The following is a 20,988-nucleotide window of genomic DNA, read 5'->3' as shown; positions in this document are numbered from 1 at the left end:
ATGTTGACGCCAAAACGCGTGAAACACCGTAAACAACACCGCGGGAAAATGGCTGGTAACGCAAAAGGCGGTACTACTGTTGCGTTCGGTGAATACGGATTGCAAGCATTGGAGCCATCTTGGGTAACTAACCGTCAGATCGAGGCTGCTCGTATCGCGATGACTCGTTACATCAAGCGTGGCGGTAAAGTGTGGATTAAAATCTTCCCTGACAAGCCAATTACACAAAAGCCGCTCGAAGTACGGATGGGTTCCGGTAAAGGTTCTCCTGAGAAATGGGTAGCGGTAGTGAAGCCAGGCAAGATCATGTTCGAACTTGCTGGCGTACCTGAAGAAGTCGCTCGCGAAGCTATGCGTCTTGCTATGCACAAGCTGCCTATCAAATGCAAATTCGTGAAGCGTGAAGAAGTGGGTGGTGACGCACATGAAGGCTAATGAGTTCCGCAATTTGACCACTGCCGAGATCGAACAAAACGTCGCTTCTTTGAAAGAAGAGTTGTTCAACCTTCGTTTCCAGTTGGCTACAGGTCAACTCGAAACCACATCTCGCATCAAACAAGTGCGTAAGGATATTGCTCGTGCGAAAACCATCCTGCGCCAGAGAGAATTGGGAATCGGCTAATTAAAGGAAGGAGGTTTGAACGATGACCGCAGAACGCAATATGCGTCGATCCGTTGTAGGTCGCGTTGTTTCCGACAAAATGGATAAAACCATTGTTGTGCTTGTTGAAACTTACAAGACACACCCGTTGTACGGCAAACGCGTGAAATACTCCAAAAAGTTCAAGGCTCACGACGAGAACAATACGGCAAAAGTGGGCGACATCGTAGAGTTGATGGAAACTCGTCCTTTGTCCAAAGATAAACGTTTCCGTTTGGTACGTATCGTCGAAGAGGCAGTAATCGTATAAGTCAGATTTTCGGATATCAAATCCGAAAGGAGGAACAGTAAATGATCCAAACTCAGACGAGATTGGCTGTTGCTGACAACTCCGGTGCAAAGGAACTCATGTGCATCAAGGTTCTGGGTGGTTCCGGTCGCAAAACGGCGAACATCGGTGATGTTATCGTGTGCTCCGTAAAATCCGCTACACCCGGCGGCGTTGTCAAGAAAGGTCAAGTAGTTAAAGCAGTTGTAGTTCGCACTGTAAGCGGCGTTCGTCGTCAAGATGGTTCTTACATCCGTTTTGATGAAAATGCAGCGGTAGTCATCAAGGAAGATAAGTCCCCACGTGGTACTCGTATCTTTGGACCAGTAGCTCGTGAGCTCCGCGACAAAGATTTCATGAAGATCATCTCTCTGGCTCCAGAGGTTATCTAATTGAACGGAAAAACTCAGGCAGTTTGTTCGATAGGAGGTGCACCAAGCGATGCACGTTAAAAAAGGCGACACTGTTATCGTAATTGCGGGCAAAGATAAAGGCAAAAAAGGTCGCGTTCTCGCTGCTTATCCGAAGAAAGAACGCGTTCTGGTTGAAGGTATCAACCTCGTGAAGAAACACAGCCGTCCGTCCCAAGCTAACCCGCAAGGTGGCATTGTGACTCAAGAAGCAGCGATTCACGTTTCCAACGTATCTTTGATCGATCCGAAGTCCGGAAAAGCTACTCGCATCGGTTACAAAGTTTTGGATAACGGTAAGAAAGTTCGGTACGCGAAAAAGTCTGGCGAAGTACTCGACAAGTAGTCAGGTTGGAAAGGAGGATATCCTAGATGGCAACAAGATTGAAAGAAAAGTACACAAAAGAAATCGTGCCTAGCCTGATGAGCAAGTTCAACTACACTTCCATCATGCAAGTGCCGAAGGTTGAAAAGATCATCATCAACATGGGTGTTGGCGAAGCGGTAGGTAACGCTAAAACCTTGGATGCTGCGGTTGAAGACCTGCAAACTATTGCTGGACAAAAACCTGTAGTAACTCGCGCAAAGAAATCCATCGCTGGTTTCAAACTGCGTGAAGGTATGCCGATCGGTGCGAAGGTTACCCTGCGCGGCGAGCGTATGTACCACTTCCTCGACAAATTGATGAACGTATCTCTTCCGCGTGTTCGTGACTTCCGTGGAATCTCTTCCAAGGCATTTGACGGTCGCGGTAACTACACACTTGGTCTGAAGGAACAACTGATCTTCCCTGAGATCGAGTACGATAAAATTGACAAAGTTCGCGGTATGGACATCGTAATTGTTACTTCCGCGAAAACGGATGAAGAAGCTCGTGAGCTGCTGACTCAAATGGGTATGCCATTCCGTAAATAAACCCACTCGTAAGGAGGGAAGAATGTGGCAAAGAAATCTATGATTATCAAGCAACAGCGGCAGCCGAAGTTTGCAGTGCGCGCGTACACTCGTTGCGAGCGTTGCGGACGTCCGCACTCCGTATTGCGCAAATTCAAACTCTGCCGTATTTGCTTCCGTGAACTTGCTTATAAAGGTCAAATTCCAGGCGTGAAAAAAGCAAGCTGGTAATTTGAAACGGGAAGGAGGTTTTCTCTCATGGTTATGACTGATCCAATCGCAGATATGTTGACACGTATTCGTAACGCTAACATGGTTCGCCACGAGAAAGTGGAGATCCCAGCGTCCACCATCAAGAAGGAAATCGCGCGCATTCTGAAAGAAGAAGGCTTCATCCGCGATGCGGAGTTTGTTGAGGACAACAAACAAGGAATCATCCGCGTATTCCTGAAATACGGTGCGAACAACGAGCGCGTTATCACAGGTCTGAAACGTATCTCCAAACCAGGACTTCGTGTGTATGCGAAAAACAACGAAGTACCTAAAGTTTTGGGTGGCCTCGGTTGCGCGATCATCTCCACGTCCAACGGTGTTATGACTGACAAGCAAGCTCGTCAAGCTCATGTTGGCGGAGAAGTTCTTGCATACGTTTGGTAATTAACAGAATGTAAAAAAGCACAGGAGGTGCACCACATGTCTCGTGTCGGTAGAAAACCGATCGTGGTACCTGCAGGCGTTACCCTCACTCTGAACGGAACTGAGCTGACGGTAAAGGGCCCTAAGGGTCAACTCGTTCGTAACTTCCATGAAGATATCAAAATCAACATTTCTGAAAACGAAGTTGTTGTAGAGCGTCCAAGCGACAACAAACTTCACCGCTCCCTGCACGGTACAACTCGTGCGCTGGTTGCCAACATGGTAAAAGGCGTATCCGAAGGCTTCACTCGTACTCTGGAGCTCGTCGGTGTAGGTTACCGTGCTGCGAAAAGCGGTAACGGCGTTACTCTTTCTCTTGGTTTCTCCCACCCAGTGGAAGTTACTCCAGAAGCGGGTATCGAAATCGATGTACCAAACCAAACCACTCTGGTGGTAAAAGGCATCAACAAAGAGCGCGTTGGTCAAGTTGCTGCTGAAATTCGTTCGCTGCGCAAACCTGAGCCATACAAAGGCAAAGGTATCAAGTACAGCGATGAAGTGGTTCGTCGTAAAGAAGGTAAAAAAGGTAAATAAGCTTCTAGCTTCATGAGAAAGGAGGCCGCTTAATGTTTACGAAAGCTGATAAAAACAAAGCTCGGAAAAAACGTCACCTGCGTATCCGCAAACGCGTGATTGGTTCTGCTATCCGTCCGCGTCTGAACGTATTCCGTTCTTCTAAGCACATCTACGCTCAACTGATCGATGATGCAACTGGCGTAACACTGGCATCTGCATCTTCTCTCGATAAAGAGCTGGGCCTGAAAAATGGCGCTAACGTGGAAGCTGCTGCGGCTGTTGGTACATTGATCGCTAAGCGTGCACAAGAAAAAGGTGCGACTGAAGTGATTTTTGACCGCGGTGGTTACATCTATCATGGACGTATTAAAGCACTGGCAGAAGCAGCTCGCGAAGCTGGTCTGCAATTCTAACAACAAGGAGGGTAAGGAATGCGTATCGACCCTAGCAAATTAGAGCTCGAAGAAAAAGTAGTCGCTGTTAACCGCGTAGCTAAGACGGTTAAAGGTGGACGTCGCATGAGCTTCAGCGCCCTGGTTGTTGTGGGAGACCGTAACGGCCACGTAGGTGCTGGTATGGGTAAAGCTCAAGAAGTTCCAGACGCCATTCGCAAAGCGATTGACGACGCTAAGAAAAAATTGATCCGTGTACCGCTGAGAGGAACGACTGTTCCACACGAAGTTATGTGCCAATTCGGTGCAGGTAAAGTTCTCATCAAGCCTGCTGCCCCTGGTACTGGTGTTATCGCTGGCGGACCTGTTCGTGCCGTTCTCGAACTGGCTGGTGTAGGCGATATCTTGAGTAAGTCTCTTGGTTCCAACAATCCTATCAACATGGTCAACGCTACGCTGGAAGGCCTCGGCCGTCTGAAAACAGCGGAAGATGTCGCGAAACTGCGCGGTAAGACTGTTGACGAGTTGTTGGGTTAATAAGGAGGGAATGAACATGGCAAAATTGCAAATCACCCTCAAACGCAGCCTGATCGGTCGCACTGTAGACCAACAAGATACCGTAAAAGCTCTGGGTCTTCGCAAAATCAACTCCACTGTAGTGAAGGAAGACAACGCTGCAATCCGTGGAATGATTTTCAAAGTGAAGCACTTGGTTGAAGTGAAAGAAGTAGAAGCATAACCCTACATCTCAATTAGTTAGGAGGTGCAACGTATGAAATTGCATGAACTGCAACCTGCAGAAGGATCCCGTCACACTCGTAAGCGCATCGGTCGCGGTATCGGTAGCGGTACTGGCAAAACTGCTGGTAAAGGTCACAAAGGTCAAAACGCTCGTTCCGGCGGCGGAGTTCGCCTTGGTTTCGAGGGTGGTCAAAACCCATTGTACCGTCGTCTGCCTAAGCGCGGTTTCACTAACATCAGCCGCAAAGAATTTGCGATTGTTAGCCTGGACGCGCTGAACCGTTTCGAAGAGGGTACTGTAGTAACACCTGAGCTGTTGAAAGAAACTGGTGTTATCAGCGCGCTGCGCGACGGTGTTAAGGTTCTTGCTAACGGTGAACTGACTGTGAAGCTGACTGTGAAAGCTCACAAGTTCTCCGGAGCTGCTGCTGAGAAGATCGCTCAAGTCGGTGGAACAACCGAGGTGATCTAATGTTAGCGTCCTTAACTAACATTTTTAAGATTGGCGACTTGCGTCGTAAGATCCTGTTTACTCTCATGATGTTGGTCGTCTTCCGGATCGGTAGCTTTGTACCGGTTCCTAACGTAAACGTCGAGCTGTTTCAGCAGAACACAAACCACTTGTTGGGCTTGTTGAACACCTTCTCTGGTGGAGCACTGCAAAACTTCTCGATTTTTGCCATGGGTATCATGCCATATATTACGGCATCGATCATCATGCAACTGATGTCGATGGATGTTGTGCCTAAGCTGACGCAATGGGCACGCGAAGGGGAAGTTGGCCGTCGCAAGATCGCTACTGTTACCCGTTACGCGACAATCGTCCTCGGTTTGATTCAGTCTGTAGGGATGACAATCGGCTTCAATAATATGGCGCCTGGCTTGCTCAACGACACTTCCGTTGGCAGCTATGCACTCATCGCGTTGACACTGACGGCTGGGACCGCATTCATGATGTGGATGGGGGAACAGATTACGGAGAAGGGAATCGGTAACGGGATTTCGATCCTGATCGTGGCCGGGATCGTCGCTAACATTCCAACTGGAATTTCGACGATTTACACCACACAGTTCGGTGATCCTTCTCAGAACATCTTCTTCAGCATCGTCAAAGTTGTGATCATTCTGCTGGTGATCCTCGCTATTATTGTCGGGGTTATCTTTATGCAGCAAGGTATCCGCAAAATTCCAGTGCAATACGCGAAGCGAGTGGTTGGACGTAAAATGTACGGTGGTCAATCCACACACATTCCGCTGAAAATCAACTCTGCCGGTGTTATTCCTGTAATCTTTGCCGTCTCGCTGGTACTGTTCCCGTCGACAATCGCGCAGTTCTGGGTGGATTCATCCGGAACTGGGTTCGCCAACTGGATCTATCGCAACTTCCAAGTGAACGAACCGTTGGGAATGACGTTGTACGCTATCTTGATTCTCGGTTTCACCTACTTCTACACATTTGTTCAGATAAACCCTGTGCAAATGGCTGAAAACATGAGAAAAAATGGCGGTTACATTCCTGGTATCCGACCCGGTAAAAACACTGAGGTTTACATTACTCGTACACTAAACCGTCTAACATTGGCTGGCGCATTGTTCTTGATGGCAATTGCTATTTTGCCATTCTTCTTCAGTAAGCTGGCTAACCTGCCGCAGCAGATTTACATCGGCGGCACTTCGCTCTTGATTGTGATTGGGGTAGCCCTTGACACAATGAAGCAGATCGAAAGCCAGATGATCAAACGCCATTACCAAGGGTTTATCAAGTAATGACTTAGATGTTTACAGAAAAGCCTCTGTAGCTTTTCTTTATGGGACGGAGGGAATGGACGTGAATATAATTCTGATGGGGCTGCCTGGTGCCGGTAAAGGAACACAGGCAGAACGTATCGTAAAAGAGTTTGACATCCCGCACATTTCGACTGGCGACATGTTCCGGGCAGCGGTTAAAAACGAAACGCCGCTCGGACTGCAAGCCAAATCCTTTATGGATAAAGGTTTGCTTGTTCCCGATGAAGTAGTCATCGGAATTGTGCGGGAGCGCCTCTCGATGGACGACTGCGCAAAGGGATTCCTGCTCGATGGATTTCCGCGCACGGTTCCACAGGCAGAAGCGTTGACAGCTACCCTCAAAGAGCTGGGACGCGAAATCGATCATGTGATTAACATCAACGTTCGTCGCGAGCAATTGATTGAACGTCTGACCGGTCGCTGGATCTGCCCTGTATGTGGAGCTAGCTATCACACGATGTTCAATCCTCCAAAAGAGGCTGGCGTGTGTGACAAAGATGGTGGTAAGCTGTATCAGCGTGATGACGACAAGATCGAAGTGGTAACACAGCGCCTTGATGTCAACATCGCTCAGACTCAGCCACTCATCGACTACTACTCCGCACAGGAACTCCTGCGAGATATCGATGGGGAACAAGATATCCAGGTAGTGTTTGCGGAAATTAAGTCATTGCTAAGAGGGTAATTGCCGAATGATTATCCTGAAGTCGAAAGCAGAACTTGAGGTTATGCGCGAAGCTGGTCGTATCGTCGCACTCACCCATCAAGAGCTGGCCAAGGCGATCAAGCCTGGTGTCACGACAAAGCAGCTAGACGAAATTGCCGAGACATTTATTCGTAGCATGGGAGCAGTTCCATCATTTAAAGGCTACGGTGGCTTTCCAGGTAGTATCTGTGCTTCAGTCAATGAAGAACTCGTACACGGGATCCCAGGGAAACGGGCGTTGCAAGAAGGAGACATCATCAGCATCGACATCGGTGCCCAGTTCCAAGGGTACCATGGAGACTCCGCTTGGACGTATCCGGTCGGCAAAATTTCAGCGGAAAATGAAAAGCTGTTGCGGGTAACGGAAGAATCGCTGTTCAAGGGGCTTGAAAAAGCTGTTCCTGGCGGACGGTTGTCCGATATCTCCCACGCCATTCAAGTTCACGCAGAAGCTGCCGGCTTCACACTCGTCCGCGAGTATGTGGGGCATGGGATTGGGCAAAACTTGCACGAAGATCCGCAGGTTCCTAACTACGGCCCGCCTGATCGGGGTCCACGGTTAAAACCAGGCATGGTGTTGGCAATTGAGCCAATGGTAAATGCCGGCGAACGTTATGTCCGCACATTGGAGGACAATTGGACGGTAGTAACATTGGATCGGAAAACATGTGCTCATTTTGAACACACCATCGCGATTACGGAAGATGGCTATGAGATTTTTACACGAACATAAAGCGGGAGTTCCGAGTGATTCGGGATTGTCGTCCAACGTGTCGACGATAAGTTCGTTGTGTGATCGTTTCGCAAAACTCATGGTCCGACTGAAGAGCAGAAGAAAGGAGAGTTTACCATGGCAAAAGATGATGTAATTGAGGTAGAAGGCACAGTAATTGAGCCTTTGCCGAACGCTATGTTTCGAGTAGAATTGGAGAATGGACACAAAGTCCTCGCTCACGTCTCCGGAAAAATCCGCATGCACTTTATCCGTATCCTGCCGGGGGATAAAGTAACTGTTGAACTGTCGCCGTACGACTTGACCCGCGGACGTATTACGTACCGCTATAAATAGTAAGCAAAACCCCTAGAAAAGGGAGGCAAGAACCATGAAAGTGAGACCTTCGGTTAAACCGATCTGCGAGAAATGCAAGGTTATCCGTCGTAAAGGTAACGTAATGGTTATTTGTGAAAATCCTAAGCATAAGCAAAAACAAGGGTAAACAAGGAGGTGCTTTTGACACATGGCACGTATTGCAGGCGTAGACTTGCCGCGCGAAAAACGCGTTGAAGTTGCTCTTACCTACATTTTTGGTATTGGCCGCCCCACGTCTCAAAAAATTCTGTCCGCTACTGGCGTAGATGTGAACACTCGTGTTCGCGATCTGACAGAAGAAGAAGTTAGCAAACTGCGTGAGTACATCGACAAGAACGTGAAGGTGGAAGGCGATCTCCGTCGTGAGATCTCCCTGAACATCAAACGTCTGATGGAAATCGGATGCTTCCGTGGAATCCGTCACCGTCGTGGACTGCCAGTTCGCGGTCAACGTTCTAAAACAAATGCTCGTACACGTAAAGGCCCACGTCGTACAGTAGCTAACAAGAAGAAGTAAAGGAGGGTAAACTGACATGGCGAAAAGAAAACAGGCTACAGCAACTCGTACCCGTCGTCGTGATCGCAAGAATGTTGAAGTCGGCGTAGCGCACATCCGCTCCACATTCAACAACACGATTGTAACCATCACAGATCCACACGGTAACGCGATCTCTTGGTCCAGCGCTGGTTCCCTCGGCTTCAAAGGCTCCCGTAAAAGCACTCCGTTTGCTGCGCAAATGGCTGCTGAAGCGGCTGCACGTGTTGCTATGGAACATGGCATGCGTTCCCTTGAAGTATCGGTAAAAGGCCCAGGTGCTGGTCGTGAAGCAGCGATCCGTTCCCTGCAAGCAACTGGTCTTGAAGTGAACATGATTAAAGACGTGACGCCAATTCCGCACAACGGTTGCCGTCCACCAAAACGTCGCCGCGTGTAACTGGTTTATATTGTTCAGAACATGTCCATACTAGAATGGTAAATTCTGATTTATAGCTTGTCATGCACGCAAACGGTAAACCGCCGGGGAAATTCCTGAGTGGGCACGTATGCGGCCCACCCAAGGATTTCGACGTTTTGAAGGAGGGTTTGTTTAATGATAGAAATAGAAAAACCAAAAATCGAGGTTGTGGAAGTTAGCGACGACAACTCGTATGGAAAATTTGTTGTAGAACCTCTGGAGCGCGGATACGGAACTACCCTTGGCAACTCGCTGAGACGGATTCTTCTTTCGTCCTTGCCAGGCGCGGCAGTTCGTACTGTTCAAATCGACGGGGTTCTTCACGAGTTCTCTACGGTAGAAGGCGTCGTTGAAGATGTAACCGAGATCATCCTGAACATCAAAGGCTTGGCGCTGAAGATCCATTCCGATGAAGAAAAAGTAATCGAGATCGATGCAGAAGGCGAAGGCGTTGTCAAAGCGGGGGATATCCGTGCTGACAGTGATGTGGAGGTCTTAAACCCTGATCTTCATATTGCAACGTTGGCCAATGGCGGTCGTCTGCATATCCGCATGACAGCTGGACGTGGTCGTGGTTATGTTCAATCAGATGGAAACAAGTCCGAGGATCTGCCTATTGGTGTGATTCCGATTGATTCGATCTATACGCCGATCAAGCGCGTTAACTATCAAGTGGAAAATACCCGCGTAGGGCAAATGACCAACTACGATAAGTTGACACTTGAGGTTTGGACTAACGGCAGCATCAGTCCGGAAGAAGCCGTAAGTCTCGGCGCAAAAATCATGACGGAGCACTTGAACCTGTTTGTCGGTCTGACCGATGAGGCGAAAGATGCTGAGATCATGGTTGAAAAAGAGGAAGACAAGAAAGAAAAAGTGTTGGAGATGACTATCGAAGAGCTGGATCTTTCTGTTCGTTCCTACAACTGCTTGAAGCGTGCCGGTATCAATACCGTGCAAGAGCTGACGCAGAAGACCGAAGAGGACATGATGAAAGTCCGCAACCTGGGTCGCAAATCTCTGGAAGAAGTGCAGGAAAAGCTGGCTGAACTCGGCCTGTCCCTGCGTAGCGACGACTAGAGTAGCAAACCCTGACAAGCAGGCTTTCGTTCTCTCGAGTCTGTCCCCTTTTAGGGGAGAGTACAGATCTGGCTTCCCGACAGTAGAGTTTTCTACGTAGTGTTGCCAGCTTGAAAAGGGAGGTAAAGACATGGCATACCGTAAATTGGGTCGTCGTAGTGCAGCTCGTAAAGCGTTGTTCCGCGACTTGGTAACTGACCTAATCATCAACGAGCGCATCGAAACTACAGAGATGAAGGCGAAAGAACTGCGCCCAATCGCTGAGAAAATGGTTACGCTCGCGAAACGCGGCGATCTGCATGCTCGTCGTCAAGTTGCTGCTTTCGTTCGCAAAGAAGTTGCGAATGCAGAAGGTCGCGATGCTGTACAAAAACTGTTCGATGAAATCGCGCCTCGCTTCAAAGAGCGCAACGGTGGATACACTCGTATCCTGAAAGCCGGCCCTCGCCGCGGCGACGCTGCTCCGATGGCGTACATCGAATTCGTTTAATAATGGATAGAAATTGGTCGTTTTACATGGGGAGCGAGACACAACCTCGATACCGGTAATAGACCGTGAAAAGGGTGGGGGCAGATCTGGTCATAGGCTGGACTCTGATTCAACCCTTTTTTTCTTTCTATAAGGAGAAATCCTGCTAGTCTGCGAAGGCTGGGGAGGATGTGGATGCCTCATGAATGAAGAGAACCTGCTGGCACTGCAAGATGTTTCCTATACCTATGATGACGAGAATGGCAGCCGTGTCCCGGTATTGAAGGACGTCGACCTGACCATTCAAAAAGGTTCCTTTGTGTCTGTATTGGGCCATAACGGTTCAGGCAAGTCTACGATGGCGAAGCTGATGAACGCTTTGCTGCTGCCTGAGGGCGGCAAAGTTCTCGTCAGCGGAATGGATACGTCCCAAGGAGAACTGGTGTGGGAGATACGCCGCCATGTAGGCATGGTCTTTCAAAACCCTGACAATCAGATTGTCGGGGCAACAGTCGAAGATGATGTGGCTTTTGGGCTTGAAAACATGGGTGTCGAGCCTGAGCAGATGCGACAGCGTATTGATGAAGCACTGGCCTCGGTAGGGATGGAGCCGTATTTGCTGGCGCAGCCGCACCGGCTGTCAGGTGGACAAAAGCAGCGCGTGGCGATCGCAGGCATTATGGCGATGCGGCCATCGGTCATCATCCTGGACGAAGCGACGGCTATGCTCGATCCCCAGGGCAGGCAGGAAGTGCTGCAACTGGTCAGACGGCTGAATCGCGACGAAGGGATCACCATCATCAACATTACCCATTTTCCCGAAGAAGCGGTCTATTCGGACAAGGTCGTTGTGATGAATGCCGGAGAAGTTCTGATGGAAGGGCCGCCTGGTGACGTGTTCAACCAGGTAGAACGTTTGAAAGCGGTAGGGCTGGATGTGCCATTTGCCGTCCGCCTCCGACACATGTTGGCTTCCAAAGGGATTGATCTACCGTTTGTACTGCACCAAGAGGAGCTGGTGGAGCACGTATGCAGATTACTTTTGACCAGGTAAGCCATATTTACGCAAAAGGAACACCGTTTGAGCGTGTAGCCTTGCACGACATCTCGTTTACGATTCCATCCGGTTCGTTTGTAGGGATTATCGGGCAGACCGGCTCTGGCAAGTCTACGCTGATCCAGCATTTGAACGGCTTGCTTTTGCCTAGCGCTGGGAAAATTACCTTGGGCGACACGGTTATCACCTCGAAGCAGCGTTTGCCTCACGAGCAAAGGCGAAACATCGGGCTTGTTTTCCAATATCCGGAGCATCAACTGTTTGAGGAAACGGTGGCGAAAGACGTTGCCTTCGGACCTTCGAACTTCGATTTGCCGGAAGCGATGGTAGACGCCCGCGTGAGAGAGGCTCTTGAAATCGTTGGACTGGATTACGAAAAAGTCAAGGACCGTTCGCCTTTTCATATGAGTGGCGGACAAATGCGCCGTGTCGCGTTGGCGGGAGTTCTGGCCATGCAGCCAAAAGTGCTTGTATTGGACGAGCCGACGGCAGGGTTGGACCCGATGGGACGTCAGTTGATTCTCGAAGCGATCTACCGCATTCATCAGGAGCAAAAGCTGACGACGCTATTGGTCACTCACAGCATGGAGGAGGCGGCGAGGTATGCCGACTATATGCTGGTGCTGGCACAGGGCACGGTAGCCTTGCAGGGCAAGCCGGATGAAGTCTTCATGCAGGCAGAACGCCTCCGCGAGCTCGCTTTGGATGTGCCGGAGACAGTCGCTTTTGTGTCGAGGCTGAATCAATTGCTGCCGGACGAGGAAAGTCTGCCAAGCTCCGTTTATCGGGAGGAAGAGTTGCTTGCCCATCTGCTGGAACGACTGGCCGTACCGAAGGAGGGCTAGGCATGCTGCAGAATATTGCCATTGGTCAATACGTACCTGGGCATTCCTTTTTACATCGCGCGGATCCGCGAAGCAAACTGCTCTTTATCATTCTTTTTGCCACGCTCGTCTTTCTGGCTAACAATACGCTCACTTATGCAGTATTGGTCGCCTTTACCCTGTATGCCGGACTGCTCTCCAGGCTGTCGCTTGGGTACATCCTGAAAAGCTTGAAGCCGGTATGGATCTTGATCGTCTTTACCGTCGTCCTGCACATTTTCCTGACAAAAGGCGGCGAGGTGTACTTCCAGTGGGGCTGGTTCACAGTCGAGGAACGCGGGGTGCAGCAAGCGATCTTCATTTCCTTGCGCTTGGGGCTTCTGGTAGTGATTAGCTCGCTGCTGACACTGACCACGTCTCCGATCGATTTGACGGAGGGACTGGAGCGTCTGCTCGGGCCGTTTAGCCGGATTGGCGTTCCGGTGCACGATATCGCCCTGATGATGTCGATTGCGATCCGTTTCATTCCGACCCTGATGGAAGAGACGGATAAAATCATCAAGGCGCAGACGGCCAGGGGAGCCAATTTTACGAGCGGAAGTCTCGTCAAGCGAGCGCAAAACCTGATTCCGATCGCGATCCCGCTGTTCGTCAGCGCGTTTCGCCGGGCAGAGGATCTCGCTTTGGCGATGGAAGCGCGCGGCTATCGCGGCGGAGTCGGGCGGACCAGGCTGCACAAGCTGGCGTTTTCATGGCGAGATGCCGGAATGGCGGTTGCCGGAGTCTTGCTCGCGATTGCGATTGGGTGGTGGCGTGCATGAAGCGGTTGCGCTGTGTTTTGGGATACGATGGAACAGACTTCAGCGGGTTTCAGGTGCAGCCCGATCAGGTGACGGTGCAGGGAGAGATCGAAGCCGCTCTGAAACGAATCACGGGGGAGGATATCCAAATCCACGGTTCGGGTCGTACCGATGCCGGTGTGCACGCGCGCGGACAGGTGATTCATTTTGATACGAACAGCCACATCCCGTTGGACAAGTGGCGGTTTGTGCTCAATAATCAACTGCCTGATGCGATCGTGATCCGGTCTGTAGAAGAGGTAGCAGAGTCTTTTCACGCCCGTTTTGACGTGCGGGTGAAGGAGTATCGGTATTGCATCGACAACAACCCTGTGGCGGATGTATTTCGCCATCGCTATGCCGACCACATCCGCTTTCCGCTGGACGTGGAGGCGATGCAGCAGGCGGCCCGTCATTTGGTCGGAGAGCACGATTTTACGTCCTTTTGCTCGGCGAAGACATTTGTCGAGGACAAGGTGCGAACCGTGTATAGCCTGACTGTGGAGCGCTCTGGCGGCGAAGTGTGGGTAACGTGCCGCGGCAACGGCTTTTTGTACAACATGGTGCGCATTATTGTGGGCACCTTGGTGGAGGTCGGGCAAGGCAAACGCCATCCCGATGAGCTGAAAAAAATCCTTGCGGCACGTGATCGGGAGATGGCAGGAAAGACAGCGCCAGCCAAAGGTTTGACCATGTGGGAAGTCGTCTATTAGCAGACGGATTTCCAACTATTAGACCAGGTGGAGGCACTTGACTACGAGACTGCGATGTAGTACGATATTCCTTGGTATTTTAACCCCGCCTAGCCCCACTCTAGCCCCGGGATTGAAAGACAAGATCGTGATTAATGGAACACCTGGAAGAGTTGCTCACCCGTTAACAGCAATTATCTTCCATTGCAAGTTTCGGCTGTTTTGGTTATAAGTAGATGGACATGTAAAGGTAAGATATTTAGGAGGGACAAAAATGCGTACCACATATATGGCGAAACCGCTCGAAGTTGAGCGCAAATGGTACATCGTTGACGCAGAAGGCCAAACGCTGGGCCGTCTGGCAAGCGAAGTAGCTTCTATCCTGCGCGGCAAATTGAAACCTGAATTCACTCCACACGTTGACGCTGGCGATTTCGTAATCGTAATCAACGCTGACAAAGTGAAATTGACTGGTAACAAGCTGCAAGACAAAATCTACTACACTCACTCCCTGTATCCAGGCGGTCTGAAAAAGACTACTGCTGGCGACATGCTGAACAAAAAACCAGCTCGTATGTTCGAACTGGCTGTAAAAGGCATGCTGCCTAAAAACAGCTTGGGACGTCAAATGTTCACGAAGCTGAAAGTTTACGCTGGCACTGAGCATCCTCATGCAGCACAAAAACCAGAAGTTTGGCAAATTCGCGGTTAAGGTAAAGGGAGGAAATATACGTGGCACAAGTACAATACTACGGTACAGGTCGTCGTAAGCACTCCGTAGCACGTGTTCGCCTGGTTCCAGGTGAAGGTCGCATTGTGATTAACAAACGTGAAATGGATACTTACTTTGGTTTGGAAACACTGAAATTGATCGTAAAACAACCACTCGTTCTGACTGAAACTCTCGGTCGTTACGATGTACTGGTTAACGTAAACGGCGGCGGAACAACTGGCCAAGCTGGTGCAATCCGTCACGGCGTTGCTCGCGCTCTGCTGAAAGCAGATCCAGAACTGCGCGGCGCTCTGAAACGCGCTGGCTTCCTGACTCGCGACCCTCGCATGAAAGAACGTAAAAAATACGGCTTGAAAGCAGCTCGTCGCGCACCTCAATTCTCCAAACGCTAATATTTACGTTTGCCAAGGCTCTCGAACTTTACGGTTCGGGAGCCTTTTTGCGCTATTTGGAAAAACGTTGCAAAAAGCACGAACCGTTGCACGTAGCAAGCCCCGAGCCGATCCGGCTTATGTGTGGAATATTTGTCCATGTTTGTCCATATGATGGAACGAGAATGGGACAAAGGGGACGATACGCCGTGACACGAAAAGGGGTAGGCTGGATACTGGCTTTCGCTTTACTGGTGGTGCTGTTCACCTACGAATCACCGGATCGTTCGTCGTGGACGGCATGGTCACTGCCGCTGACAGGAACCGTTATTGCCATTGACCCGGGCCACGGGGGAAAAGACGGTGGCGCTGTATCCAGCTCGGGGGATGTGGTAGAAAAAGAGGTGACGCTCGCAATCAGTATGTACTTGCGCGATTTCCTCCAGCAGTCAGGCGCGTTTGTCATCATGACGCGGGAGGAAGACAAGGATTTGGCTTCGCCGGAGGCTGACCTGGCCAAGAGAAGAAAGGCAGAAGACATTCGCAACCGGGTGAAGCTGGTGAACGACAGCTCTCCCGATTTTTTGGTCAGCATTCACGTCAATTCCATACCGTCTCCCAAATGGTCGGGAGCGCAAACGTTTTACTCGCCTGCGTTTAAAAAAAGTGCGGAAGTATCCTATCTGATTCAGGATGAGATCAAGCGGGTGCTGGGAAATACGGATCGTGTTCCGAGCAAGACCAATAACGTGTTTCTGATTCGCGAGGTCAACTGCCCGGCAGTGTTGGTCGAGGTCGGATTCGTCAGCAACACAGAAGAAGCGAAACGGCTGCAAAGCCCGGAGTACCAAAAGGCGATGGCGAATGCCATCTACCAGGGCATTTTGCGGCAGTACTCCGGCGAAAAGGCGCCAATTGCACCTTGAGCGGGCGGAGGCTGTGTCCCGCCCGTCCGAATGTGCTATAATGAACGCGCAAACCATCTTGCAAAGTAAAGTTTGGGGAAAAATGATTGCCAAGACGATATAGATGAGGTGAACAACCAATGTTGACCAGAGAGCAAATTCTGGAAGCGCTGCGTGATGTGAAGGACCCTGAAATCAATCGTAGCCTGGTCGAGCTGAACATGATCCGCGACATCCGCGTTGAGGGCGCTACAGTGAGCCTGACAGTCGTTCTGACGATCTCCGGCTGTCCTCTCAAGGCCAAGATCGAAGACGACGTCATAGGGGCTGTGAAAGCGCTTGGAGCGGAGGAAGTGCGCGTGCAGTTCGGCTCGATGACAGACGAGGAGCGAGCAGCCTTGAGCGCCCAGCTCCGCAACAGCCAGGGCGGACAAACGCACAACATGACGCCGGGACAAGCTCCCCTGCTCAATCCGATTTTGGCCAAGGACTCGAACACAACATTTATTGCCATTACGTCCGGTAAAGGCGGCGTAGGGAAGTCGACGGTCACCGTCAACCTAGCCGTGGCCCTGGCTCGTTTGGGGAAAAAGGTCGGCATTATCGACGCCGACATCTACGGCTTCAGCGTGCCGGACATGATGAACATCGACCAGCGCCCGACTGTAATTGGCGAAACGATTCTGCCTGTAGAAAAGCAAAGCGTGAAGGTCATGTCCATGGGCTTCTTCGTAGAGGACAACTCGCCGATCATCTGGCGCGGTCCGATGCTCGGAAAAATGTTGCGCAATTTCTTTACGGAAGTGCATTGGGGCGAAGAGCTGGACTACTTGCTGCTGGACTTGCCGCCAGGAACGGGTGACATGGCTTTGGACGTACACACGATGATTCCGCAAAGCATGGAGATTGTCGTGACGACGCCGCACCCTACGGCAGCTTTTGTCGCGGCGCGTGCCGGGGCGATGGCCAAACGGACAGGACACGAAATTCTCGGTGTCGTGGAAAACATGGCCTGGTACGAAGCCAAGGACGGCTCCAAAGAGTACGTCTTCGGCCGTGGAGGCGGCGGGAAGCTGGCGGAGACGCTGGCGACCGAGCTTTTGGCGCAAATTCCGTTGGGACAGCCAGACAACCACCCATCTGAGCCGGATTATTCTCCTTCTGTTTATCGGGAAAGCTCCGAAATCGGCCAGTTGTATCGGGACATGGCAAAACGCGTGATTGAAAAATGCGAGCAGAAATAAGCGCAAAAGATACAAAAAGGTGGGCTCTGGATGAGAGCTCACCTTTTTTTCTTAGGAGGATTCGCCACCGGAGTCTCCGCTTTCTCCACGTTCCCCGCTGCCGCCGCCTTTGCCTTTTTTCTTAGGCTTCAGTTCTTTCGGCTTTGTCAGGTCTTCGGAAACCTTGGTCATGAGCTTCATCAGCTCCGCCTGGAACAACGGGCTTTGCAAGGATTCCTTCATAATCTGCATGGTTTGCTGACGGTAAGCGGCGCTTTTCATTAAATCCATGAGATTTTTTTCAAACTCGGGGTCCTTCATTACGCTGATGAGCTGCTTTTGGTACTCGGGGTCTTTCATCAAATCCTTCATCAGCGTTTTTTGTTCGTCCTTCATCGACTTGGCCAATGTGCTGGCGAATTTCGGGTCTTTGAAGGCCTCTTTGATGTGGGAGCTGTTCGGATTGGTCATGCTTTGTATCAAAGTGGTGCGGACAGTGGACTCGTCAATCATCAGGCTTTGCTTGAACTTTTCATCCTTCATCATCTTGCCAACCGATTGCTTCGCTTCGTCAGTCTGCAATATGTCCAGCACCATGTCTTTGACGCTTTTATAATCAGGCTGAGACGAACCTTGCGCTTGCCCGCCGCCTGAGCAACTGGATAGTACCAGACAGACAATTGCGGAGAGCCAAAAAGACAATGCCTTTTTTCTCATGGGGTGGACACCTCCTTCTTTACTCTGCCTAAGAGTAACGTGCGCATTTTGTTTTGTTCTTACGCTAGTATTTTCTTGTATCCATTGGTACAATCATATTCGATGTGGAATGGAGGGAATGTTTGGTGAGTTTGCGAAAGTATGGCTGGCTCTTTGTCACCACGTTGCTCTTGGGTGGACTGGGAGGCGTCCTGGTCGCCTTTATTTTTGATTTGGATAAGCTGTTGGAAGGCAGCGCAGGCAACTTTTTTGTCGGCACGCTGATGTATCTTTTGTATGGGATGACCATTAGTATTGTGGCCCAGATGGGTTTTTTTGCGTATATGACGATTAATTATTTTGCCAAAACGATTTTCAAGACCCCTTCCCTGTGGAAGAGCGTTCAAGTTTTTTTCATCCTGTTTGTCTTTTTTGATATGATTTACCTCCGCTACACGTCGCTTGGCGAAGGAAAAGGAATCGGGCCGTACTTTATCGAGCCGGTTTTGCTGCTGATTGTCGCCCTGGCTACCGCTTATGGAAAAGTAAAGCTGACGAACAGAACGGCGTGGGTTCCCACGATGTTTTTCATGTTTGTGGTAACGGCTCTGGAATGGATTCCGGCCCTGAAGGAAGACAACGTGCATGCGACCTTGTCCATGCTCGTCCCTTTACTGTTTTGCAACGTATGGCAAGTGATGCATTTGCACCGCTTGGTAAAAAGAGAAAGCTGACCTTTATCCGGTCAGCTTTTTTTGTGGATTTTTCTTTCGGATAAGCAAAAAAGGGCTTCGCCAAAGGCTTGGCGCAGCCACGTTTTCTGCTGGCGAGGGACGAGGTTTTTTTGAACGTTTAATTGACTTCTTTGCTCTGGATGCTGGTGCCAGCGATCAGCTCGGATACGGTGACGAATTCGTATCCTTGCTTGCGTAGCTGGTCGATAATGACGGGGAGGGCAAGGTGCGTCTCCTTGGCGGAATCGCTTGCATGCATCAGGATGATGTCGCCGGGATGGGCCTTGGACAGGACGTTTTGGACGATGACGTCTTTTTTCGGCTCGATCCAGTCCTTGGAGTCCGTATCCCATTGGACGACCGTATAGCCCATGCGGTTGGCGATTTCCAGCACACGCTTGTCAAAATCGCCGTTTGGCATCCGAATCAAGGTCGGTTTTTTTCCAGTCATCTCTGTCAGGATGGAATCGGCCTTCGCAATCTGGCTGCGAATTTCTTCATCCGTGTATTTGCTGTAGTTGTCGTGTTTATGGCCATGCGAACCGATTTCCAGTCCCGTCTCCTTGATCCTTTTCACAATTTCCGGATGGCGCTGGCTCCAGGGAGAGGACAGGAAGAAGGTCGCCTTGCTCACATTTTTTTCTTTCAGCACATCGAGAATAGGGAGTGCGCGGGTTTCTCCCCAACTGATGTCAAAGGTGAGAGCAATTTTCTTCTCCTTGGTGTCTACCTTGTAGATTGCCTGGGGCCCCTGCTTGTTGCCGCTGCTGGAAAAAGCCGAGATTGTATCGCGTTCCACATAGCCAATGCCTACTGTCAGCAGAATGGCTGCTGCGATGATGAGGATTTGCTTCAAACGGTTGGCACTCACGACATAAATGAATTTCATGGATAGGCACCTCCTTTGTCCGATAACAGTTTATGCAGGGAAGACAAGGATATTCTTTGGCCTGTTGGCTATTGTTGAGGTACAATGCATATAGTGAATGTAAGAGGCAGTAAAGGAGCGTGGCTCATGAACAAAAGACTGCAGCGTCTGTGGTTGGATAACAAACGATTTTTTCTGGCCGCTTGTCTCATTTTTTTCGGGGGCGGTTTAATTGGCTATTTGCAGGCTCCCGCCGTGGAACCCGTGGTGCAGAGCCTGATGGGGCAACTGAAAGAAATTGCGGATCGGATCAAAGAGAGCGGGGGAGGCGTGTTCGCTACGTTTTGGATGATTTTTTCCAACAACGTGCTCAGCTCCTTGATGATGATGGCTCTCGGATTGTTTTTTGCATTCTTTCCCATAATTGGAATGCTGGCGAACGGGATTCTGCTCGGGTATATCATCGCGAAATACAGTGCGATTGGAATTAGCCCGTGGCTGATTTTTGGCGCAGGCATTTTGCCGCACGGGATTTTTGAACTGCCTGCTGTCCTGTTTGCCGCGGGAATCGGCATACGGTTTGGGATACTCAGCCTGCGATCTGTCGGGGTGCTGTTTGTGCCACACAATCAGGAGCGCGTGAAAAATGACTGGTACGACACCCTCAAGCAATTTCCAACTGCGGTGTTGACCGTCATCGGATTGCTTCTGATTGCGGGGATCGTAGAGAGTTCGATTACGCCTCTTATTCTCAAAGCAACGATTGGGGAACAAATGCAGCAACTAAACTTGCTGAAATAATTCAGAGTTGCCCACTAGCGTTGCATTAATCTTTTCATACCATTCAAAATCATCATAACTTTCAGCGTTCAAGTGTTCTCAGGCATAAAAAAATCCTTTACACTGGAAAGGTCAGGTAGTTCCTGTCCAAATCCAACGCAAAGGATAGACCATGGACAAGAATACCCTATTTTCTTCATTTGGTAAATACATTTCACCCATTAATATTGTGAAATTTCAACAACGGATAGACGAAACGGATCAGGACAAGTACGTGAAAAAGTTAACGACCAAAGCATATCTACTCCTGTTTTTGCATGCTCAACTTCAGCAACGAGAAGGACTCCGAGCCATTGCAGATGATGTTTTATCAAAGAAATTCCAGCGAGAGTTAGGACTGTCGTCGATTAGTCCCGCTCAGCTTAGTCGCAAAAACAATCGAGTAGATCCAGCTTTGCTTGAAGAAATATTTGTTGACCTTGTAGGGCAAATTCAGAGACACTCGGGCAACACGTATTCCCTTCGAAAAGACATGAAAATCATTGATTCTACAACGATTGGGCTGTGTTTGCAGAAGTACAAATGGGCAACTTTCCGTA

35 protein-coding genes (1 of these 35 running past the window's edge) are annotated in these 20,988 nt (G+C 50.0%); 33 read left to right on the top strand and 2 right to left on the bottom strand.

The window, feature by feature from the left end; translation table 11 throughout:
- From rplP to BA6348_RS01345, 30 genes are all read left to right on the top strand, one after another.
- On the top strand, positions 1–435 hold the full coding sequence (rplP, locus tag BA6348_RS01490; RefSeq protein WP_007787078.1) for a 50S ribosomal protein L16: 435 nt from the start codon (positions 1–3) through the stop codon (positions 433–435).
- On the top strand, positions 425–622 hold the full coding sequence (gene rpmC / locus BA6348_RS01485; protein ID WP_005828838.1) for a 50S ribosomal protein L29: 198 nt from the start codon (positions 425–427) through the stop codon (positions 620–622). The genes rplP and rpmC overlap by 11 nt, the downstream gene beginning before the upstream one ends.
- 22 nt (positions 623–644) lie before the next feature.
- Positions 645–911 (top strand): 30S ribosomal protein S17, encoded by a 267-nt coding sequence (rpsQ, locus tag BA6348_RS01480; protein WP_005828837.1) that lies wholly within the window; start codon positions 645–647, stop codon positions 909–911.
- A gap of 41 nt (positions 912–952) precedes the next feature.
- On the top strand, positions 953–1,321 hold the full coding sequence (gene rplN / locus BA6348_RS01475; RefSeq protein WP_005828835.1) for a 50S ribosomal protein L14: 369 nt from the start codon (positions 953–955) through the stop codon (positions 1,319–1,321).
- A gap of 49 nt (positions 1,322–1,370) precedes the next feature.
- Positions 1,371–1,685 (top strand): 50S ribosomal protein L24, encoded by a 315-nt coding sequence (gene rplX / locus BA6348_RS01470; RefSeq protein WP_005828833.1) that lies wholly within the window; start codon positions 1,371–1,373, stop codon positions 1,683–1,685.
- 26 nt (positions 1,686–1,711) lie between these two features.
- Positions 1,712–2,254 (top strand): 50S ribosomal protein L5, encoded by a 543-nt coding sequence (rplE, locus tag BA6348_RS01465; RefSeq protein WP_005828832.1) that lies wholly within the window; start codon positions 1,712–1,714, stop codon positions 2,252–2,254.
- A gap of 24 nt (positions 2,255–2,278) precedes the next feature.
- On the top strand, positions 2,279–2,464 hold the full coding sequence (locus BA6348_RS01460) for a type Z 30S ribosomal protein S14 (RefSeq protein WP_005828830.1): 186 nt from the start codon (positions 2,279–2,281) through the stop codon (positions 2,462–2,464).
- A 27-nt stretch (positions 2,465–2,491) separates the two neighbouring features.
- A complete protein-coding gene (rpsH, locus tag BA6348_RS01455) occupies positions 2,492–2,890 on the top strand; it encodes a 30S ribosomal protein S8 (protein WP_005828827.1) in 399 nt (132 codons plus the stop codon).
- A gap of 36 nt (positions 2,891–2,926) precedes the next feature.
- Positions 2,927–3,463: a 50S ribosomal protein L6 gene (rplF, locus tag BA6348_RS01450; protein ID WP_005828824.1), complete on the top strand. Its 537-nt coding sequence runs from the start codon at positions 2,927–2,929 to the stop codon at positions 3,461–3,463.
- Positions 3,464–3,495: 32 nt separating this feature from the next.
- A complete protein-coding gene (gene rplR / locus BA6348_RS01445) occupies positions 3,496–3,858 on the top strand; it encodes a 50S ribosomal protein L18 (protein WP_005828822.1) in 363 nt (120 codons plus the stop codon).
- An 18-nt stretch (positions 3,859–3,876) separates the two neighbouring features.
- Positions 3,877–4,374, top strand: a complete 498-nt coding sequence (rpsE, locus tag BA6348_RS01440) for a 30S ribosomal protein S5 (RefSeq protein WP_005828820.1) — start codon at positions 3,877–3,879, stop codon at positions 4,372–4,374.
- A 16-nt stretch (positions 4,375–4,390) separates the two neighbouring features.
- Positions 4,391–4,576, top strand: coding sequence for a 50S ribosomal protein L30 (gene rpmD, locus BA6348_RS01435; RefSeq protein ID WP_005828818.1), 186 nt, complete (start codon positions 4,391–4,393; stop codon positions 4,574–4,576).
- A 33-nt stretch (positions 4,577–4,609) separates the two neighbouring features.
- The gene (gene rplO, locus BA6348_RS01430) at positions 4,610–5,050 is read left to right on the top strand and encodes a 50S ribosomal protein L15 (RefSeq protein WP_005828815.1); all 441 of its coding nucleotides are present in this window, start codon (positions 4,610–4,612) and stop codon (positions 5,048–5,050) included.
- The gene (secY, locus tag BA6348_RS01425) at positions 5,050–6,345 is read left to right on the top strand and encodes a preprotein translocase subunit SecY (RefSeq protein ID WP_005828813.1); all 1,296 of its coding nucleotides are present in this window, start codon (positions 5,050–5,052) and stop codon (positions 6,343–6,345) included. The genes rplO and secY overlap by 1 nt, the downstream gene beginning before the upstream one ends.
- A gap of 61 nt (positions 6,346–6,406) precedes the next feature.
- Positions 6,407–7,051 carry an adenylate kinase gene (locus BA6348_RS01420; protein WP_005828811.1) on the top strand — a complete coding sequence of 215 codons (645 nt, stop codon included), beginning with the start codon at positions 6,407–6,409 and terminating at the stop codon, positions 7,049–7,051.
- Positions 7,052–7,058: 7 nt separating this feature from the next.
- Entirely contained in the window at positions 7,059–7,805 is a 747-nt protein-coding gene (gene map, locus BA6348_RS01415; RefSeq protein WP_005828809.1) for a type I methionyl aminopeptidase, read from the top strand.
- A 117-nt stretch (positions 7,806–7,922) separates the two neighbouring features.
- Entirely contained in the window at positions 7,923–8,141 is a 219-nt protein-coding gene (gene infA / locus BA6348_RS01410) for a translation initiation factor IF-1 (RefSeq protein ID WP_003333772.1), read from the top strand.
- A gap of 34 nt (positions 8,142–8,175) precedes the next feature.
- Positions 8,176–8,289, top strand: a complete 114-nt coding sequence (gene rpmJ, locus BA6348_RS01405; protein WP_003333770.1) for a 50S ribosomal protein L36 — start codon at positions 8,176–8,178, stop codon at positions 8,287–8,289.
- A 21-nt stretch (positions 8,290–8,310) separates the two neighbouring features.
- Positions 8,311–8,679, top strand: coding sequence for a 30S ribosomal protein S13 (gene rpsM / locus BA6348_RS01400; protein WP_005828805.1), 369 nt, complete (start codon positions 8,311–8,313; stop codon positions 8,677–8,679).
- A 16-nt stretch (positions 8,680–8,695) separates the two neighbouring features.
- Positions 8,696–9,097, top strand: coding sequence for a 30S ribosomal protein S11 (rpsK, locus tag BA6348_RS01395; RefSeq protein WP_005828803.1), 402 nt, complete (start codon positions 8,696–8,698; stop codon positions 9,095–9,097).
- A gap of 156 nt (positions 9,098–9,253) precedes the next feature.
- Positions 9,254–10,198: a DNA-directed RNA polymerase subunit alpha gene (locus BA6348_RS01390; RefSeq protein ID WP_005828801.1), complete on the top strand. Its 945-nt coding sequence runs from the start codon at positions 9,254–9,256 to the stop codon at positions 10,196–10,198.
- Between the two features lie 130 nt (positions 10,199–10,328).
- The gene (gene rplQ / locus BA6348_RS01385) at positions 10,329–10,688 is read left to right on the top strand and encodes a 50S ribosomal protein L17 (protein ID WP_005828799.1); all 360 of its coding nucleotides are present in this window, start codon (positions 10,329–10,331) and stop codon (positions 10,686–10,688) included.
- A 181-nt stretch (positions 10,689–10,869) separates the two neighbouring features.
- Positions 10,870–11,721 carry an energy-coupling factor transporter ATPase gene (locus BA6348_RS01380; RefSeq protein ID WP_005828797.1) on the top strand — a complete coding sequence of 284 codons (852 nt, stop codon included), beginning with the start codon at positions 10,870–10,872 and terminating at the stop codon, positions 11,719–11,721.
- Positions 11,697–12,569, top strand: a complete 873-nt coding sequence (locus tag BA6348_RS01375; protein WP_005828795.1) for an energy-coupling factor transporter ATPase — start codon at positions 11,697–11,699, stop codon at positions 12,567–12,569. The genes BA6348_RS01380 and BA6348_RS01375 overlap by 25 nt, the downstream gene beginning before the upstream one ends.
- A 2-nt stretch (positions 12,570–12,571) precedes the next feature.
- On the top strand, positions 12,572–13,369 hold the full coding sequence (locus tag BA6348_RS01370) for an energy-coupling factor transporter transmembrane component T family protein (RefSeq protein ID WP_005828793.1): 798 nt from the start codon (positions 12,572–12,574) through the stop codon (positions 13,367–13,369).
- A complete protein-coding gene (truA, locus tag BA6348_RS01365; RefSeq protein WP_005828791.1) occupies positions 13,366–14,100 on the top strand; it encodes a tRNA pseudouridine(38-40) synthase TruA in 735 nt (244 codons plus the stop codon). Before BA6348_RS01370 ends, truA begins: the two co-directional genes overlap by 4 nt.
- Positions 14,101–14,353: 253 nt before the next feature.
- Positions 14,354–14,791 (top strand): 50S ribosomal protein L13, encoded by a 438-nt coding sequence (rplM, locus tag BA6348_RS01360; protein WP_005828789.1) that lies wholly within the window; start codon positions 14,354–14,356, stop codon positions 14,789–14,791.
- Positions 14,792–14,811: 20 nt separating this feature from the next.
- Positions 14,812–15,204: a 30S ribosomal protein S9 gene (gene rpsI, locus BA6348_RS01355; protein WP_005828788.1), complete on the top strand. Its 393-nt coding sequence runs from the start codon at positions 14,812–14,814 to the stop codon at positions 15,202–15,204.
- Positions 15,205–15,392: 188 nt separating this feature from the next.
- Entirely contained in the window at positions 15,393–16,109 is a 717-nt protein-coding gene (gene cwlD, locus BA6348_RS01350; RefSeq protein ID WP_005828786.1) for an N-acetylmuramoyl-L-alanine amidase CwlD, read from the top strand.
- Positions 16,110–16,228: 119 nt separating this feature from the next.
- Entirely contained in the window at positions 16,229–17,332 is a 1,104-nt protein-coding gene (locus BA6348_RS01345) for a P-loop NTPase (RefSeq protein WP_005828785.1), read from the top strand.
- Between the two features lie 51 nt (positions 17,333–17,383).
- Here BA6348_RS01345 and gerD read toward each other — a convergent pair whose 3' ends face one another.
- Positions 17,384–18,028 (bottom strand): spore germination lipoprotein GerD, encoded by a 645-nt coding sequence (gene gerD / locus BA6348_RS01340; protein WP_007787092.1) that lies wholly within the window; start codon positions 18,026–18,028, stop codon positions 17,384–17,386.
- Positions 18,029–18,153: 125 nt separating this feature from the next.
- Here gerD and BA6348_RS01335 point away from each other — a divergent pair, with 125 nt between their 5' ends.
- Positions 18,154–18,741, top strand: coding sequence for a KinB-signaling pathway activation protein (locus BA6348_RS01335; protein WP_005828781.1), 588 nt, complete (start codon positions 18,154–18,156; stop codon positions 18,739–18,741).
- 118 nt (positions 18,742–18,859) lie between these two features.
- On the opposite strand, the gene pdaB is transcribed toward BA6348_RS01335, so the two are convergent.
- On the bottom strand, positions 18,860–19,630 hold the full coding sequence (gene pdaB / locus BA6348_RS01330) for a polysaccharide deacetylase family sporulation protein PdaB (protein ID WP_007787094.1): 771 nt from the start codon (positions 19,628–19,630) through the stop codon (positions 18,860–18,862).
- Positions 19,631–19,756: 126 nt separating this feature from the next.
- Between pdaB and BA6348_RS01325 the strand changes: the two genes are divergently transcribed.
- Both BA6348_RS01325 and BA6348_RS01320 read left to right on the top strand, forming a co-directional pair.
- Complete coding sequence (locus BA6348_RS01325; protein WP_005828776.1) at positions 19,757–20,410, top strand: stage II sporulation protein M; 654 nt, start codon at positions 19,757–19,759, stop codon at positions 20,408–20,410.
- 151 nt (positions 20,411–20,561) lie between these two features.
- On the top strand, positions 20,562–20,988 hold the 5' portion of the coding sequence (locus BA6348_RS01320; protein WP_005837477.1) for an IS4 family transposase. 719 nt of this gene lie beyond the right edge of the window; 427 of the gene's 1,146 nt are visible here — the first part of the coding sequence; it begins with the start codon at positions 20,562–20,564; the stop codon falls past the right edge of the window.

It is taken from the genome of Brevibacillus agri, from assembly GCF_004117055.1.
Taxonomy (GTDB): domain Bacteria; phylum Bacillota; class Bacilli; order Brevibacillales; family Brevibacillaceae; genus Brevibacillus; species Brevibacillus agri.
Note: the sequence above shows the minus strand (reverse complement) of the source record. Positions and strands in the feature narration are given on the sequence as shown.

Bases quoted from the DNA above. Each gene is read 5' to 3' on its own strand.
- BA6348_RS01380 (WP_005828797.1), top strand. From the start codon at position 10,870: ATGAATGAAGAGAACCTGCTGGCACTGCAAGATGTTTCCTATACCTAT.
- rpsQ (WP_005828837.1), top strand. From the start codon at position 645: ATGACCGCAGAACGCAATATGCGTCGATCCGTTGTAGGTCGCGTTGTT.
- rplN (WP_005828835.1), top strand. From the start codon at position 953: ATGATCCAAACTCAGACGAGATTGGCTGTTGCTGACAACTCCGGTGCA.
- rplQ (WP_005828799.1), top strand. From the start codon at position 10,329: ATGGCATACCGTAAATTGGGTCGTCGTAGTGCAGCTCGTAAAGCGTTG.
- BA6348_RS01375 (WP_005828795.1), top strand. From the start codon at position 11,697: ATGCAGATTACTTTTGACCAGGTAAGCCATATTTACGCAAAAGGAACA.
- secY (WP_005828813.1), top strand. From the start codon at position 5,050: ATGTTAGCGTCCTTAACTAACATTTTTAAGATTGGCGACTTGCGTCGT.
- map (WP_005828809.1), top strand. From the start codon at position 7,059: ATGATTATCCTGAAGTCGAAAGCAGAACTTGAGGTTATGCGCGAAGCT.
- infA (WP_003333772.1), top strand. From the start codon at position 7,923: ATGGCAAAAGATGATGTAATTGAGGTAGAAGGCACAGTAATTGAGCCT.
- BA6348_RS01390 (WP_005828801.1), top strand. From the start codon at position 9,254: ATGATAGAAATAGAAAAACCAAAAATCGAGGTTGTGGAAGTTAGCGAC.
- BA6348_RS01345 (WP_005828785.1), top strand. From the start codon at position 16,229: ATGTTGACCAGAGAGCAAATTCTGGAAGCGCTGCGTGATGTGAAGGAC.
- pdaB (WP_007787094.1), bottom strand. From the start codon at position 19,630: ATGAAATTCATTTATGTCGTGAGTGCCAACCGTTTGAAGCAAATCCTC.
- rpmD (WP_005828818.1), top strand. From the start codon at position 4,391: ATGGCAAAATTGCAAATCACCCTCAAACGCAGCCTGATCGGTCGCACT.
- rplX (WP_005828833.1), top strand. From the start codon at position 1,371: ATGCACGTTAAAAAAGGCGACACTGTTATCGTAATTGCGGGCAAAGAT.
- rpmC (WP_005828838.1), top strand. From the start codon at position 425: ATGAAGGCTAATGAGTTCCGCAATTTGACCACTGCCGAGATCGAACAA.
- rpsE (WP_005828820.1), top strand. From the start codon at position 3,877: ATGCGTATCGACCCTAGCAAATTAGAGCTCGAAGAAAAAGTAGTCGCT.
- rpsM (WP_005828805.1), top strand. From the start codon at position 8,311: ATGGCACGTATTGCAGGCGTAGACTTGCCGCGCGAAAAACGCGTTGAA.
- truA (WP_005828791.1), top strand. From the start codon at position 13,366: ATGAAGCGGTTGCGCTGTGTTTTGGGATACGATGGAACAGACTTCAGC.
- rplO (WP_005828815.1), top strand. From the start codon at position 4,610: ATGAAATTGCATGAACTGCAACCTGCAGAAGGATCCCGTCACACTCGT.
- rplE (WP_005828832.1), top strand. From the start codon at position 1,712: ATGGCAACAAGATTGAAAGAAAAGTACACAAAAGAAATCGTGCCTAGC.
- rplP (WP_007787078.1), top strand. From the start codon at position 1: ATGTTGACGCCAAAACGCGTGAAACACCGTAAACAACACCGCGGGAAA.
- rpmJ (WP_003333770.1), top strand. From the start codon at position 8,176: ATGAAAGTGAGACCTTCGGTTAAACCGATCTGCGAGAAATGCAAGGTT.
- BA6348_RS01370 (WP_005828793.1), top strand. From the start codon at position 12,572: ATGCTGCAGAATATTGCCATTGGTCAATACGTACCTGGGCATTCCTTT.
- rpsK (WP_005828803.1), top strand. From the start codon at position 8,696: ATGGCGAAAAGAAAACAGGCTACAGCAACTCGTACCCGTCGTCGTGAT.
- rplM (WP_005828789.1), top strand. From the start codon at position 14,354: ATGCGTACCACATATATGGCGAAACCGCTCGAAGTTGAGCGCAAATGG.
- rplF (WP_005828824.1), top strand. From the start codon at position 2,927: ATGTCTCGTGTCGGTAGAAAACCGATCGTGGTACCTGCAGGCGTTACC.
- gerD (WP_007787092.1), bottom strand. From the start codon at position 18,028: ATGAGAAAAAAGGCATTGTCTTTTTGGCTCTCCGCAATTGTCTGTCTG.
- rpsH (WP_005828827.1), top strand. From the start codon at position 2,492: ATGGTTATGACTGATCCAATCGCAGATATGTTGACACGTATTCGTAAC.
- BA6348_RS01325 (WP_005828776.1), top strand. From the start codon at position 19,757: ATGAACAAAAGACTGCAGCGTCTGTGGTTGGATAACAAACGATTTTTT.
- rplR (WP_005828822.1), top strand. From the start codon at position 3,496: ATGTTTACGAAAGCTGATAAAAACAAAGCTCGGAAAAAACGTCACCTG.